Raw genomic sequence first — 13,547 nt, forward strand, 5'->3', positions numbered from 1 at the left:
GCAGCTCCTCCACGCCGCGCGAAGCTTCTCGCCCCCACCAGAGCCTCGCCCCGCTCTCGTCGCTTGGTACTCCCGCCGACGCGCGCTACCGTCTCGCCGTGACGAAGACCGGGCGGCGCAAGCAGAGACCCACGCCGCGACAGGGCGCCCCGGAGCTCACCCCGAAGAGCGTCGCGCGCATGGATGTCGGCGACGCCGTCTACCGCCTGGTGAAGCTGCTCGCCCGCCACCCCGACGAGCGCCTCGACGCGAAGGCCCGCGGCGCCCTCGAAAAGACCCTGCCCGCCCTCGACGCGCTCCGCGCAAGCCACCCGGACCACCCGCAGGTCGCGTGGGTCGCCGGCATGATCTTCCGCAAGCTCGGCCGGCTGGACGAGGCCGCGCAGCTCGCCCGCCGCGCGTTCGAGCTCGACCCCACGTTCGCCACCGCCGTGAGCCTCGCGTACGCCCTCCGGGAGCGAGGCGACATCGACGCGGCCCAGGCCGCGTTCGAGGCCGCCGCCCGCCTCGATCCCGAGGACGTCTCGGCCCGCTGCGACCTCGGCGCCATGCTCTGCGAAGCCGGACGCACCGCCGAGGGCCTGCGCCACCTCGAGGCCGTCCTCGACGCGCAGCCGGCGCACCCCGTGGCCTTCCCGGCCTACGCCTGTCACCGCGCCGTGCGCGATGGAGACGCCTCCTGGTACGACAAGCTCGCGGCGTACGAGAAGGCGCACCCGGAGAGCGCGGGCGCCGCGCGGGCGCTCGAGCGCCTGCGCGCCGAAGGGCTCCACCACCCCGCGCCCGTCGCCGTCGTCGAGGGCTTCATCGCCGGCGTCGTCGAGGCGCTCGACCACCTCCACCGCGATCACGACCCGTGGCTCAACCGCTTCGGCGCCCGCGAGCACGGTTACCGCATTCTCCCGCCGCTCGCGCCGGAGGAGCTCCGCCGCATCGAGGCGTCCGCGGGCACCCGCATCCCCGCCGACTACGCGGCGTTCGTCACCCGGGTCGGCAGCGCCGGCGCGGGGCCCTACTACGGGCTCCTTCCGCTCGACGGCCCGGGGCAGCTCGAGAGCCTCACGGGCGACTTCCCCCACACGCGGCCCTACCGGCCTCAGCCGCGGGTGATGAGCGCGCCCGAGCGCGCCGCGTACCAGGCCGACGCGACGGTCCGCGGCACGATCGCCCTCGCGCACATGGGCTGCGGCTACTTCTCCGTGCTCGTGGTGCGCGGCCCTCGCGCCGGCACCGTCTGGGCCGATCTCCGCGCGGCGGGCTCCGGCCTGCTCCCGACCCACGACAGCTTCACCGCGTGGTACCGCGACTGGATCGAGGCGCTCTCGAAGGGCGCGCCGGCCGCGCTCCCGATCACCGCGCCCCGGTGCGCGGCGCCCGCGGCGCTCAGCGACTACCTGATGGAGTGGGAGCGCGAGCGAAGGCTCCCGCTCGGGGGCGCGGGCGAGGCGGGGGTCCGGCAGGCGCTGCGCGAGCTCCCCGACGGGGGGATCGCGATCCAGGCCGAGGCGTCCAGGTACTTCGACGCCGGCGATCCCGTCAGCCCCTGCCCCAGCTGCCGGCACATGTTCGAGCACTTCATCCAGAAGGACATGCTGCGTCCCGCGGCGCTGCGTCCCGGCGTGCCGCCCAGGGCCGCGCGGCGGATCCGCCCGGAGGCGTAGCGACCCCTCGGCGCGCGTCCCCCCACGCGGCGCTGCACGTCGGCGCGCGTCCCCCCACGCGGCGCTGCACGTCGGCGGCGGTCCCCCCACGGCGGATTGCGTGCCGGCGGCGGTCCCCCCACGGCGGATTGCGTGCCGGCGGCGGTCCCCCCACCGTGAGCTGCACGCCGGCCGCTCGGCGAGCTCCACCCACCAGGAATCCAGAGAGAGATTTCAACGCAAAGGCACAAAGGCGCGAAGGCGCAAAAAACAAAAATTCACTGCATTTTTGCGTCTTTGCGCCCTTGGCGCCTTTGCGTTGAACTCTCTCTCCGTTCGCGAGGCAGATCCCTGGCGGGCTCTCCCCCCCGCGGTACTACCCCGCCTTCTCCGCGCGCCGCCGCCGGGCGCGCCGCGGCTCGCTCCGGGCGGCGCCGCCCTGGCTGGAGGGCTCCGGCTGCGGCGCGAACCCGATCGCCGCGAGCTCCCGCTCGCCGATCACGTCGCCCTTCGCCATGAGCGCCGCGCGGAGGAGGACCGCGCCCATCTCGGCGTCGTTGCCGGGCCACGGATGATCGAGCACGGCCTGCAGCGCGCGCAGATCCAGCCCGAACGGCCGGCCCCGCAGCCGGACGCCGATGCGCGCGAGGTGATCCAGCGCGAGCGCCCGGAGGTCCTCGCCGCGCGACGACAGCGACGGCAGCGCGACCGCACGATCGCCGAGACGATCGCCGAGCCGCTCGCTCATCTGGCCGGTCGCCACCAGCGCGTCGACCGTCTGAGGCACCGCCACGACGAGCCGCACGTCGTCCGGCAGCGCCGCGCCGAGGTAGCTCTGCACCTCGGCCGGCAACGCCTGGGCGTCGAGGATGAGCAGCGTGCCCCCCTTCGCCGCCTCGATCGGCGAGCTGTCCGGATCGCGCCACAGCGTCAGCGCGGGCGGCGCGCCCTCGGCCCCCGAGGGCCCGGCGCCGCCCGCGGGCCCCGCGGAGGCGCCCCGCGCCTGCGCGAACGCCTGCGCGAACCCCTCGGGCACCGGCGCCGCGCCGTCGACGATCGCCAGCGGGCCGCCCGCACGCGCGGACGACAGGTGCACGACCGCGCCCCACGCGACCGCGTCGATCCCGGGCGCGGTCAGCAGCGTGACCGGGCCGCCCGCCTCGCCGAGCCGCTCCAGCTGCTCGATCGCCGCGCGCGCGGCGGGGCTGTAGGCCGCGGCCCGCGCCGGCCGCGAGAGCAGCGCCGCGATCGCGCGGAACCGGCCCGCGCCCTGCGCCACGGCGCGCTCGAGCCGGCTCACCTCCCGCGCGCGCTCCTCGGCCTCGCGGCGGGCGGCGACCTCCCGGCCCCGCGACCCCGACAGCATCGCCGACACCGCGATCACCGCGCCGAGCCGGTCGGCGACCGCGCGCAGGCCGCACACCTCCTCCAGCGTCATCGGCGACGCGCGCCGGCCCCGCGGGATCGCGAGCGCCCCGATCGGCCCCTCCGCGTCGTTCACCAGCGCCACCACGCCGATGTCGCGCTCGGCGAGCCACGCGAGCAGCGGCCGCACCTCCGGCCGCCGGACCTCGACCGCCTCGGCGGCCTCGACGCGCAGGACGCGCTCCGGCTCGAGCTGCGCGAGCTCGATGAGGCGCGCCGGCACCTCCGCCGGCGCGGTGTGCGCGTAGCCCGCGCGATCGACGGTCACCCGCTCGGGCGGCGAGAGCAGGTACAGCGCCGGCGGCGCCTGCCCGGCCGTGCCGGCGTCGGACGCGTCGCGCAGCGCGGAGAGCGCCGCCTCCAGCGCCGCCTCCGGCTCGGGGTTCATGGCCGCGCGCGTCGCGGCGTCGAACGCGCCGAGCCAGCGCGCCCCCTCCGGCGCGAACCGGCGCGAGAGGGCCGGCGCGGCGAGCCCGGCGAGCGCGCAGAGCGCGCACGCGCCGAACACGGCGACGCCCACCGACGACGCCGGCGCGCCGCGGAGCCCGAGATCGCCGCGCGGCGCCTCGTGCACCGCGTACACCGCGAGGAGCGCCGGCGGGGTCGCGAGCGCCGCGAGCGCCAGCGTGCGGCGGAGCGCGCGCGAGACCTGCGCGGCGTCGGCGGCCACGGTGCAGAACGCGACGCAGACCGCCGCGACCGCGCTCGTGACGGGCAGGATCGACTCGGGCGCCGCGACGCCGACGAACGCCGCCGCGAGGCCGACCGCGAGCGCGGTCGCCGAGAGCAGGAGCGCGGCCTCGACCCGGTCGGCGACGCCGAGCTCGAGCCGCCGCGCGATGCGGACGCGCGCGATCGCCACGAGCATCACCGTGAGCGAGCCGAGCGACGCCGCGGAGGTGGCGTAGTGCACGAGCAGCGGATCGAGATCCGCCGCGCGCTCGGGCGCCGCCGCGGACACGGCGGGCAGGGCGACAGCGACGGTCCAGAAGAGCGAGGCGAACGCCGCGGCGTCGAGGCGCCGCGTGCTGGGCGGGGGCTCGAGCAGCCCGCCGAGGCCCGCGATGCGCGCGAGCCCGACCAGGGCGGCCATCGACGCCGCCGCCGCGCCGAGGTTGCCGAGCGCGATCAGCGCGAGCCCGGTGGGGCCGCTCCGCGCGGCGGCGAGCATCGCGGCGCCGGTGAGGCACACGGCGGCGGCGCTGCGGGCGGCCGGCTCGATCCGGTCCTCCCCGCGCGGCGGCCGCTCGACCCACCGCAGGCCGAGCGCGAGCAGCGCCGGCAGCCCGAGCAGGGCGAGCCACGCGGGCCCGTGGCCGCCGGACGCCCGGAGCGCGGCGAAGGCCGTGTAGGCGACAGCGGCCGCGGCGATCCAGAACGAGCGCCGGCGCAGCATCGCGGCGAGCGTAGCGTCTGGCCGCGGGGGCGCCAACGAGGCGGGCTCGTCGGTGGAACGACGCGCCGCCCCCGCCGCCGCCCGCGGCGTTCCGCTCCCTCAGTCCCTCACGGCGGGAGCGCCGTGATCCAGTCGCGCACGCACGCCTTCTGCTCTTCGTTGAACGGATTCATGTTGAACGGCATCCGTAGGCCGCACGGCGGGTCGTCCATGAGCTTCGTGTAGAGCGAGCTCATGTCCGGCTGGCCCGGCACGAGCACCGAGCCGCCGCACGACTGGGACGGCTGGTCCCTGTACATCGTCTCGAACCCCGCCGCCAGGACGATGCCCGAGAGCTTCGTGCCTGCGTCGTGGCAGCCTCCGATGCCGCACGAGTTCGCGATCAGCGTCGGTGCCTCGGCGCACGTCGGGGGGCCGCCGCCGGTGGTCGCCGCGTCGCCGCCGGTGGTCGCCGCCGCGTCGCCGGTGGTCACCGCGTCACCGCCGGTCGTCGCGCTGGGTGCGCCGCCGCCGCCGGCGGCCGTCGTGGCGCCCTGGCCGTCGCCAGCGCCGGCGCCTTCGTCGCCGCCGGCGGCGTACTCGTCCTTGAAGTCCTCGTCGAGGGTCCCCGCGCAGCTGCTGAGCAGCGCGGCGCCGCTCAGCAGCGCGGCAGCGGCGAGCGCGGCGCGCCTGGAAAGGGAAGCGATGGTCGTCACGTGCTACCTCACTCTCAGTAGATGTAGGCCCCGGCGAGCCGAATTCCCAGGTACTGGTCCGTTGCCCCGCCGGCGGCGTAGTCGTCGGTGAGCTCCGGCTGGAACGACGAGAAGAACCGGGCGTATTCGACGAGCAGCCGCGCCTCGATCCCCTTCGCGACGGGGACGAGCACGCCGGCCGTCGCGCCGATGCCCTGCACGCTGGCGCCGGTGAACCGATCGTAGACCGGGCCGGACGAGAGGGGCATCAGGTAGTCGGCGCCCAGCGCCAGCGCGACCGGGCCGGCCGGGATGCGCGCGTCGAGGCCGGCGCGGAAGATCGTGTAGTCGACGTTCGGAACGGTCGCGGCGAGGGCCTCCGGCGCGTCGATCTCGAAGGTCACGAACCGGACCCCGGCGGAGATCCCGAGCACCGTCGACTCGCCGAGCGTCAGCCGCTCCCGCAGCCCGAGGTTGATGCGCTGGTAGGTCGTGCTGAGCGGGTCGCCGTCGCCCACCGCCGAGTTGAGGCCGAGCGCCCGCGCGTACCCGGCGGTGATCCCGAGGCCCTTGAGCACCGCGATGTTCGTCCCCGCGAGCGGGTACAGCTCTCCGGAGACCGACAGCGCCGGCTGACCGAAGACACTGTAGGGCCGGAGGTTCTGCGAGAGCGCATCGGAGTAGTCGAACCAGCGGCCCACGAACTCGACGCCGAGCTCGACCGAGAAGAGCGCCGAGCGGACGTCGTTGCGCTTGCGCGCCGGGCCCCCGTCGTCCTTGTCGCCCTCGGCCTTCTCCTCGCCGTCGCCGTCGCCGTCGCCGTCGCCGCCGCCGCCGTCCCCTCCGTCGCCGCCCTCTCCCTCGCCGTCGCCGTCGCCGCCGCCGTCCTTCTTCTCGTCGGCGGGCGGCGGCGCGATCTGCGCCAGCGTCGGGCCGAGCAGATCTTCCAGCGCCTTCTGGCGGTCGTCGTCCGAGCCGCCCAGCGGCACCGCGCCGTCCACCGCGAGGTCGCCCGCGTTCTCGTCGACGTAAACGAGGTAGACCTCTTTCTTCTTCTTCTTGTTCGTCCGCGAGACGCCGTAGATCACCCCCTCCGCCTTCACGGTCTTGCCGGCCTTGCGAATGCGGTCGAGGGCCTTCTTCCGCAGGGCCTTCATCACCACCGCGTCCCCGACGGGCTTGGTCTGGCCGGCGCCCTTCAGCGCCTTCGAGAACGCGGCAGGCTCGACGACCTCCAGCGTCTTGGGCACGATCGAGAGGATGTCCTCGCGGATCGCATCCGCGTTGGGCCCCTCGACGTGGACCGCGATCGACTTCGACGCCTTGGGGGCGGCGAGCACGACCGGCGAGACCGCGAACGTGGCAGCGGTCGCGGCGGAGAGCCCGAGGAGGATCCTCCCACAGAGGCTCAAAGACAGGGACAGCGTGGTGAACCTAGTGAGCTTGGGCACGGGCCTTTTCGTGGTGGCAGCGGCGTCGACTGAAGCTTGCACGCGCGCGAGCCTACAAGCGATGTCAGGACGGAATCCAGCATCTTGCGAAGAGATGGAGGGATCTTTCTCACGACACGCAGTGTCGTTAAGAGACTCCGCTATGACCGGACTCGAAAGGGTTGCCGCGCCGCGCGCCCGCCTTCCTTGACTGCCTTCGATCAAGTAGAAAAGCTGTCGAGCGATGTGCGGCGCGGCGCGGCGCGGCGACACGACGCAACGCATCGCAGACCAGCTCGTCCCAGGCAGAGGGCACATGGATCGGTCAAGAGGACGGCACTCCCGCGCGCGGCGCGGCCCTCGCGCCTCGCTGGGGGCCGCGATGATCGCCCTGACGGCGGCCGCCGCCTGCTCGGGCGGGTCCGGCGCCGGGGCGGACGGCGAGCCGACGCGCTGCGCGGAGATCCGGCCGGGCGCCTCGCCGCTGCGGCGGATGACGCGCTTCGAGTACAACAACACGATCCGGGATCTCCTCGGCGACGACAGCGCGCCGGCCGACGCCTTCGTGGTCGAGGAGGAGGCGCTCGGGTTCAACAACCAGGCGGCGGCGCTCGGCGTCACGCCGCTGCTCGCCGAGCAGCTCATGAAGGCGTCCGAGGCGATCGCGGCCCGGGCGGCGCGAAACGTCGAGGGGCTCCTCGAGGGGTGCGATCCGGCGGTGCAGGGGCCCGAGGCGTGCGCCGACGAGCTCATCGCGCGCTTCGGCAAGCGCGCGTTCCGGCGGCCGCTCACGCCGGCGGAGGGCGAGCGGTTCGCGCGGCTCTTCGCCTGGGGGAACGGCGAGCACGGCTTCTCGACCGGCGTCGAGCTCGTGATCCAGGCGATGCTCCAGTCGCCGCACTTCCTCTACCGCGTCGAGCTCGGCATGCCGGATCCGGTCGGGGACGGCGTGGTGCCGCTCTCCGATCACGAGATCGCCTCGCGGCTGTCGTACCTGCTCTGGGGCTCGATGCCCGACGACGCGCTGTTCGCCGCGGCGGACGCGGGCGAGCTCCGCACCGCCGAGCAGATCGCCGCGCACGCCCGCCGCCTGCTCGACGATCCGCGCGCCCGCGCCGCGGTCGCGAACTTCCACGCGCAATGGCTGCAGCTGTCGAACATCGACACCCTCACCAAGGACCCCGCGGTGTACCCGAGCTTCCACGCCGGGCTCCCGGCGCTCCTCCGGGCGGAGACCGAGGCGTTCCTCGAGCACGTCGTGTTCGACGACGCCGCCGGCGACGTGGCGACGCTGCTGACGGCGCCGTACTCGCTGATGAACGCCGAGCTCCGCGCGTTCTACGGGCTCCCGGCGGGCCCCGCCGGGGCGCCGGACGAGCTCGCGATCGTGCCGCTCGATCCGTCGCAGCGCGCCGGCTTCCTCACCCACGCGAGCCTGCTCTCGGTGCTCGCGAAGCCCAACCAGTCCTCGCCCGTTCACCGCGGCAAGTTCGTCCGCGAGCGGCTGCTCTGCCAGATCTTGCCGCCGCCGCCGCCCGACGTGGACATCCAGCCGCCCGACGTGCGGGAGGGGATCCCGACCCGCCGGCGGTTCGAGCAGCACGCCGCGGACCCGAGCTGCTCCGGCTGCCACAAGCTCATGGATCCGATCGGCTTCGGGTTCGAGCGCTACGACGGGATCGGCCTCTACCGCGAGACCGACCAGGGCGTCCCGATCGACGCGAGCGGCGAGATCGGGGGGACCGGCGGCGCGGACGGGCCGTTCGACGGGGCGGTGGAGCTCGCGCACCGCCTCGCGGAGAGCGGCGAGGTGCGCCAGTGCGTCGCGACGCAGTGGTTCCGCTTCGGCTACGGCCGCGCCGAGCAGGCGGAGGACGAGTGCAGCATGACCCAGATCCAGGCGGCGTTCGCCGAGAGCGGTTACAACATCAAGGCGCTGCTCGTGGCGCTGACCCAGACGGACGCGTTCCGCTACCGCCGCGCGCTGCCCGGCGACGGGGGTGCGCCGTGAGCCGCGCCGCGCCGCGCCGCGCGCCGAGGAGACGCCTGGATCGCCGCACCTTCCTGCGCGGCGCGGGCGGGCTCGCCCTCGCGCTGCCGTTCCTCGACGCGATGGGCGGCTCGGCGAGCGCCGTCGATTTCCCGAAGCGCTTCGTCGTCTTCTTCACGGGCCTCGGCACCGTCAAGAGCGCGTGGGAGCCGACCGGGACCGGGGCGTCGTTCGAGCTCGGCGAGATCCTCGCCCCGCTCTCGCCCTTCCGGGAAAAGCTGCTCGTCGTCGACGGCATCAACATGGACTCGGCCTACCAGGGGCCGGGCGATCCCCACCAGCAGGGCATCGGCCAGGCCCTCACCGGCACGGAGCTCCAGGAGGGGACGCTCTTTCCGTACGCCTGCAACCCCGCGGCGCGCGTCGGCTGGGGCGGCGGCATCTCGGTCGACCAGTTCCTCGCCGCGAAGCTCGGGGAGAGCACGAAGCTCTCGTCGCTCGAGCTCGGCGTGCAGGTCCAGTACGCCAACGTCTCGTCGCGCGTCTCGTACCTCGGCCCGGGCCAGCCGGTCCCGCCCGAGGACGATCCGCGCGCGGCCTTCGACCGGCTCTTCCTCGACCTCAGCGCCGACCCGGCGGACCTCGAGCGGCGGCGCGCCCTGCGCCGCCGGGTGCTCGGCAGCGTCATGGAGGACTACGGCGCGCTCGCGAGGACGCTGGGGGGCGAGGACGGGCAGAAGCTGGAGCAGCACCTCGACGCGGTGGGCGAGATCGAGAAGCGCCTCGACGCGCCGGGGCTCCTCGGCGGCGCGTGCGCGCTGCCGGAGCTCGGCGATCCGCTCGACGTCTACGCGAACGACAACTACCCGGCGATCGGGAAGCTGCAGATGGATCTGCTCGCGATGGCGCTCGCCTGCGATCTGACGCGGGTCGCGTCGATCCAGTGGAGCTCGACGCAGGCCGGGAAGGTGTTCACCTGGCTCGGCCAGTCGGACACGCACCACTCGCTCTCGCACTCGAACGTGACCGACGAGGGCAAGCAGCAGCAGCTCATCGACATCGGGCGCTGGCACGCGGAGCAGCTCGCGTACCTGCTCGGGAAGCTCGACGCGGTGAAGGAGGGCACGGGCACGCTGCTCGACAACACGCTCATCCTCTGGTGCACCGACATCTCGGAGGGGCAGACCCACTCGCGGCACAACATGCCGTACGTGATCGCGGGCGGCGCCGGCGGGGCGCTCCGGACCGGGAGGTACGTGCGCTACGGCGGCGACGCCCACAACGACCTGCTCGTGACGCTGTGCAACGCGATGGGCGTGGACGTGTCCACGTTCGGCAACCCCGCGTACTGCACGGGCCCGCTGTCGGGCCTCCTGGCCTGAGCGCCGGGCGGGTGTTTTGGGCTTTTCGTCGCGCGCCGTTTTTGGCAAGTACGCCCGCATGGGCGGCCTGCTGTCTTCAGGGAAGCCTCGCTGCGCGCCGCGGTCGACTCGCTCGACGCGCGCGGCGTGCCTGGTCCTTCGTCTCGCGCGCCTCGCGGCGCTCTCGGCGGCCGCGTGCGGCGCGGGCGGGTGCAAGAAGCCCGCGGACGCGCCGGCGGACGCCGGGGCCCTGGCCGGCGACGCGGGCGCGGCGGCGGCGCCCGCTGCGGAGGCGGCGCCCGCTGCCGAGCCGGCGCCGGCGGCCGCGTGGCCGCCGAGCGACAAGCCGCTGCTCGGGGTCACCGCGTTCGTCGCGACCGTTTACAAAGAGCCGCGCGACACCTCGAAGAAGCTCGGCTACCTGCGCGTCGGATCGAGGGTGCCGCGCGCCGCGGAGCCCGCCGGCACGGCCGGCTGTCCGGGCGGGTGGTACGCGATCGAGCCGCGCGGCTTCCTCTGCGTCGGCGAGGACGCGACGCTCGATCTCGACGACCCCATCCTCAAGGCCGCCGGTCCCGGGCCGAACCTGAGGAGCGCGCTCCCGTACCGGTATGCCTTCGTCCGCGCCGTGCTGCCGCTCTACCTGCGCGTGCCCACCGCCGAGGAGCAGCGGAAGTCGGAGTTCAAGCTCGACGAGCACCTCGCGTGGTTCGAGGAGAACAAGGCGACCGTGCAGCGGGTGGACCTCGGCGCGAACGACGTGCCGATCGACGCGCGGGGCGTGCCGCTGCCGGGCAAGCGGATCGGCGAGCTCGGCCTCGGGAAGAACTCGCTCGAGCTCGGCGAGGGCGCCCTGCTCGGCGGGGAGGGGGAGAACGACCCGATCCCGTTCTGGCTGGAGGGCGGCAAGCGCCGCATCCGCAACATCAGCGACTTCAAGGTCCCGGACTACGCGGTCTTCGCCGATCGCGCGCGCCGCTTCACCGGCCTGTCGCTGATCGGCTCGTTCCCGACCGGGCCGGAGTCGCTGAACCGGCGGTTCGCGATCACGACGGATCTCCGGCTCGCGCCCGCGACGAAGATCAAGCCGGACACGGGCTCGCCGTGGCACGGCGTCGAGCTGAACGACGAGCTCACGCTGCCGCTCGCGTTCGTCCGGGCGCGGAGCGCGCGCGACGTCGAGATCGAGGGGGACAAGGCGACGCCGGGCAAGGAGCTCCCGTTCCGCGAGGTCCTCCCGTTGACCGGCAGGATGCGCCGGCTCGAGGGGGTGAAGTACTACCGGACGAAGGACCAGCGGTACGTGAGCCAGCTCGACGTGGGGCTCGCGGTCGCCCCTTCCGCGTGGCCGGCGGTCGCCGAGAAGGGCGAGAAGTGGATCGAGGTCTCGATCACGCACCAGACGCTCGTCCTCTGGGAGGGCAAGCGCCCTGTCTATGCCACGCTGGTCTCGACCGGTCAGGCGGGGGTGGCCGATCCCAAGACCACGACCGCCACGGTGCGCGGCGTCTTCCGCATCCGCAACAAGCACATCACGGCGACGATGGACTCGAACGAGTCGTCGAGCGTCGGCGGCCGCCCGGACACGACCGCGGAGGCGCCCTCGGCCTCGCGGGGCGCGAAGCCGGACAAGGGCGGCTCGTCGAAGGAGCGCGCGAAGAAGAAGCCGGGCGCGAGCGCGGCGGAGAAGCCCGAGGCGGGCCAGAAGGCGGTGCCCCGGAAGGGCGACGGGGAGTACGGCGTCACGCGGCGCCGCGGCGAGGGGACGTACGCCCTCAAGGACGTGCCGTACATCCAGTACTTCGCGAGCGGCTACGCGCTCCACGCCGCGTACTGGCACGACGTCTTCGGCACGCCGCGCAGCCACGGCTGCATCAACCTGGCGCCCATCGACGCCCACCGGGTGTTCCTGTGGACCGACCCCCCGGTGCCCCCCGGCTGGCACGCCATCAACACCGGCGAGGAGCTGGGCGAGGGGACGACGATCATCGTGCATGAGTGAGAGAGGAGGGGAGAGGGGGACTTCAGTGGGGGCAGGGGGGAGCCGTGCGGAGGAGGTCGTCGAGCGCGTCGTCGGCAGCGCCGGCGAGGCCGTCGAGCAGCGTGGCGAGGTGGGCGTGCTGCTCCGGCGTGAACGGGGGCATGCCGAAGCGAGAGCGCACGCGCGAGAGCATGAACGCTAGGCCGGCGCCGTCCTGGTAGCCGGCGACCCAGGGGCCGCGGGCGAGCTCGTCGCAGATGCGGCAAAGACGCGCCTCGAAGGCGGGGCGATCGGCGAGGGCAGCGGCGGAGGGGGCGCGCCGCTCGAAATGGTGGATCGAGGCGGCGGCCGCGGTCGGGGGGCCGTCGATGGCGGCGAGGCCGGCGCGCAGGTCGTCGAGGAGAGGGGCGAGGCCGATCCGGCGCACGAGCGCGCCGTCGAGGCACATCTCCCAGAGCACGTGGGCGAACAGCGCGAGCCGCGGCGCGCCGAGCGCGGCGCCGCGCAGCGCCCCGGCGAGGCGGCGCTCCCCCTCCACGAAGACGGGGGCGGCGTGGAACCAGCGGTCGACGGCGACGTGGTGATCGATGCCGGCCAGCACCTCGGCGAGGCGGGGCGGCGGGGCGGCGGGGCGCTCGGGCGCGCGGGCGGGCTTCACGCGCCGGTCGGCCATGCGCCAGAGGTCGGGGAGCATCGCGCCGGCACCGGCGGCGACCGAGCCGAGGTCGCGCGCGGCGAGGTGGCGATGAAGCAGGAAGTTCATGCGTTCAGGATGGCGCCGCGGCCCCCGTCGGTCGACGGTGAACCGATGCCGCGCGCCCTGCCTCGTCTGTCGCTCTTCGAGTGGAACGATTCGTCGTGGTCTCCCGGTCCGCTGCGCGAGCTCATCATCGAGTCGCTGAGCCGGACGATCCGATGGGGCGGCATGCTGCGCGGCCTGATCGCGCCGTTCCGGCGCTTCCTCGCCGCCTCGGGCGCGACCGAGGTCATCGAGCTCGGCGCGGGCGCGGCCGGGCCGTCGGAGGTGCTCATCGACGAGCTCCTCAGCGCGGGCGCGGCGCCGCCGCGCTTCGTGCTCACCGACCTCCTGCCGCAGCCGGAGGCGTGGGCGGCGGCGGCCGCGCGGCACCCGTCGTACGTCGCCTTCGATCCCTCGCCGGTGGACGCGACGCGCATCCCGCGGGCGCTCGCCGAGGGCCGCGCGCGGCTGATGATCAACGCGTTCCACCACTTCTCTCCCGAGCTCGCGCGGGCGATCCTGGCGGACGCGGTGCGCGGGTCGTCCGGCATCTTCCTGTCCGAGGGCTTCGAGCGGAACCCGCTCGGTTTCTTGCCGATGGTCCCGGTCGGCGTCGCCGCGCTCGCCGCGAACCCGCTGCTCGCGCGCCGCTCCCGGGCCGCGAAGGCGTGGCTCACGTGGGCGACACCGATCGCCGCCGCGGCCAGCGTGTGGGACGGCCTGGTGAGCACGCTCCGCGTCTACACCGAGGCCGAGCTGCGCGAGATGGTCGCCCCGCTCGGGGACGCGTTCGCGTGGGAGTACGGCACCTACGACTTCCCGCTGTGGGGCAAGGGGTACTACTTCTTCGGCGTTCCTGCGCGATGAGCAGGCGCCGAGGGCGCTCGGCGATCCAGCGCAGGAGCCTCCGA

Annotated in this window: 9 protein-coding genes; 5 read left to right on the top strand and 4 right to left on the bottom strand. The window is 74.5% G+C overall.

The window, feature by feature from the left end; translation table 11 throughout:
- The first annotated feature begins 98 nt into the window (after positions 1 to 98).
- Entirely contained in the window at positions 99 to 1,661 is a 1,563-nt protein-coding gene (locus WME98_RS42265) for a tetratricopeptide repeat protein (RefSeq protein WP_437947309.1), read from the top strand.
- A 355-nt stretch (positions 1,662 to 2,016) separates the two neighbouring features.
- Here the strand turns inward: WME98_RS42265 and WME98_RS42270 are convergent, their stop codons facing one another.
- The 3 genes from WME98_RS42270 to WME98_RS42280 all read right to left on the bottom strand — a co-directional run bounded on the left by WME98_RS42270 (position 2,017) and on the right by WME98_RS42280 (position 6,586).
- The gene (locus WME98_RS42270; RefSeq protein WP_437947310.1) at positions 2,017 to 4,461 is read right to left on the bottom strand and encodes a hypothetical protein; all 2,445 of its coding nucleotides are present in this window, start codon (positions 4,459 to 4,461) and stop codon (positions 2,017 to 2,019) included.
- 107 nt (positions 4,462 to 4,568) lie between these two features.
- Positions 4,569 to 5,156, bottom strand: coding sequence for a hypothetical protein (locus WME98_RS42275; protein ID WP_437947311.1), 588 nt, complete (start codon positions 5,154 to 5,156; stop codon positions 4,569 to 4,571).
- 14 nt (positions 5,157 to 5,170) lie between these two features.
- A complete protein-coding gene (locus WME98_RS42280) occupies positions 5,171 to 6,586 on the bottom strand; it encodes a hypothetical protein (RefSeq protein ID WP_437947312.1) in 1,416 nt (471 codons plus the stop codon).
- Positions 6,587 to 6,947: 361 nt separating this feature from the next.
- On the opposite strand from WME98_RS42280, the gene WME98_RS42285 reads away from it, so the two are divergent.
- The 3 genes from WME98_RS42285 to WME98_RS42295 are packed head-to-tail and all read left to right on the top strand — an operon-like array spanning position 6,948 to position 11,918.
- The gene (locus WME98_RS42285) at positions 6,948 to 8,576 is read left to right on the top strand and encodes a DUF1592 domain-containing protein (RefSeq protein WP_437947313.1); all 1,629 of its coding nucleotides are present in this window, start codon (positions 6,948 to 6,950) and stop codon (positions 8,574 to 8,576) included.
- A complete protein-coding gene (locus tag WME98_RS42290; protein WP_437947314.1) occupies positions 8,573 to 9,937 on the top strand; it encodes a DUF1552 domain-containing protein in 1,365 nt (454 codons plus the stop codon). The genes WME98_RS42285 and WME98_RS42290 overlap by 4 nt, the downstream gene beginning before the upstream one ends.
- Positions 9,938 to 9,995: 58 nt before the next feature.
- Positions 9,996 to 11,918 carry a L,D-transpeptidase gene (locus WME98_RS42295; RefSeq protein ID WP_437947315.1) on the top strand — a complete coding sequence of 641 codons (1,923 nt, stop codon included), beginning with the start codon at positions 9,996 to 9,998 and terminating at the stop codon, positions 11,916 to 11,918.
- Positions 11,919 to 11,940: 22 nt separating this feature from the next.
- On the opposite strand, the gene WME98_RS42300 is transcribed toward WME98_RS42295, so the two are convergent.
- Positions 11,941 to 12,660 (bottom strand): hypothetical protein, encoded by a 720-nt coding sequence (locus WME98_RS42300; RefSeq protein WP_437947316.1) that lies wholly within the window; start codon positions 12,658 to 12,660, stop codon positions 11,941 to 11,943.
- Here WME98_RS42300 and WME98_RS42305 point away from each other — a divergent pair.
- Positions 12,643 to 13,503: a hypothetical protein gene (locus tag WME98_RS42305; RefSeq protein WP_437947317.1), complete on the top strand. Its 861-nt coding sequence runs from the start codon at positions 12,643 to 12,645 to the stop codon at positions 13,501 to 13,503. The two genes, WME98_RS42300 and WME98_RS42305, sit on opposite strands and share 18 nt — an antisense overlap.
- The last annotated feature ends 44 nt before the right edge of the window (positions 13,504 to 13,547 follow it).

Source organism: Sorangium sp. So ce296, from assembly GCF_051529605.1.
GTDB classification, from domain to species: domain Bacteria; phylum Myxococcota_A; class Polyangia; order Polyangiales; family Polyangiaceae; genus Sorangium; species Sorangium cellulosum_D.

Bases quoted from the DNA above. Each gene is read 5' to 3' on its own strand.
- WME98_RS42270 (WP_437947310.1), bottom strand. From the start codon at position 4,461: ATGCTGCGCCGGCGCTCGTTCTGGATCGCCGCGGCCGCTGTCGCCTAC.
- WME98_RS42285 (WP_437947313.1), top strand. From the start codon at position 6,948: ATGATCGCCCTGACGGCGGCCGCCGCCTGCTCGGGCGGGTCCGGCGCC.
- WME98_RS42295 (WP_437947315.1), top strand. From the start codon at position 9,996: ATGGGCGGCCTGCTGTCTTCAGGGAAGCCTCGCTGCGCGCCGCGGTCG.
- WME98_RS42305 (WP_437947317.1), top strand. From the start codon at position 12,643: ATGAAGCAGGAAGTTCATGCGTTCAGGATGGCGCCGCGGCCCCCGTCG.
- WME98_RS42300 (WP_437947316.1), bottom strand. From the start codon at position 12,660: ATGAACTTCCTGCTTCATCGCCACCTCGCCGCGCGCGACCTCGGCTCG.